Source organism: Stenotrophomonas maltophilia group sp. Smal12, from assembly GCF_037079935.1.
Taxonomy (GTDB): Bacteria; Pseudomonadota; Gammaproteobacteria; order Xanthomonadales; family Xanthomonadaceae; genus Stenotrophomonas; species Stenotrophomonas sepilia.
Genome location: NZ_JBAWUK010000115.1, coordinates 1 through 928 on the forward strand (window position 1 = coordinate 1; position 928 = coordinate 928).

Sequence of the window (928 nt, forward strand, 5' to 3'; positions counted from 1 at the left end):
AATCTTTTTGCTCAGACTCTAACTCATTGATACTCATTTATAAACTCCTTGCAATGTATGTCGTTTCAGCTAAACGGTATCAGCAATGTTTATGTAAAGAAACAGTAAGATAATACTCAACCCGATGTTTGAGTACGGTCATCATCTGACACTACAGACTCTGGCATCGCTGTGAAGACGACGCGAAATTCAGCATTTTCACAAGCGTTATCTTTTACAAAACCGATCTCACTCTCCTTTGATGCGAATGCCAGCGTCAGACATCATATGCAGATACTCACCTGCATCCTGAACCCATTGACCTCCAACCCCGTAATAGCGATGCGTAATGATGTCGATAGTTACTAACGGGTCTTGTTCGATTAACTGCCGCAGAAACTCTTCCAGGTCACCAGTGCAGTGCTTGATAACAGGAGTCTTCCCAGGATGGCGAACAACAAGAAACTGGTTTCCGTCTTCACGGACTTCGTTGCTTTCCAGTTTAGCAATACGCTTACTCCCATCCGAGATAACACCTTCGTAATACTCACGCTGCTCGTTGAGTTTTGATTTTGCTGTTTCAAGCTCAACACGCAGTTTCCCTACTGTTAGCGCAATATCCTCGTTCTCCTGGTCGCGGCGTTTGATGTATTGCTGGTTTCTTTCCCGTTCATCCAGCAGTTCCAGCACAATCGATGGTGTTACCAATTCATGGAAAAGGTCTGCGTCAAATCCCCAGTCGTCATGCATTGCCTGCTCTGCCGCTTCACGCAGTGCCTGAGAGTTAATTTCGCTCACTTCGAACCTCTCTGTTTACTGATAAGTTCCAGATCCTCCTGGCAACTTGCACAAGTCCGACAACCCTGAACGACCAGGCGTCTTCGTTCATCTATCGGATCGCCACACTCACAACAATGAGTGGCAGATATAGCCTGGTGGTTCAGGCGGC

General features: G+C 46.4%; 2 protein-coding genes. Both read right to left on the minus strand.

The window, feature by feature from the left end:
• Window positions 1-228: 228 nt before the first annotated feature.
• A complete protein-coding gene (locus WDC87_RS21840; protein ID WP_001289873.1) occupies window positions 229-777 on the minus strand; it encodes an ead/Ea22-like family protein in 549 nt (182 codons plus the stop codon).
• On the minus strand, window positions 774-928 hold a 155-nt coding region (locus tag WDC87_RS21845; RefSeq protein WP_059334726.1), incomplete at its 5' end, for a TraR/DksA C4-type zinc finger protein. The genes WDC87_RS21845 and WDC87_RS21840, both read right to left, overlap by 4 nt.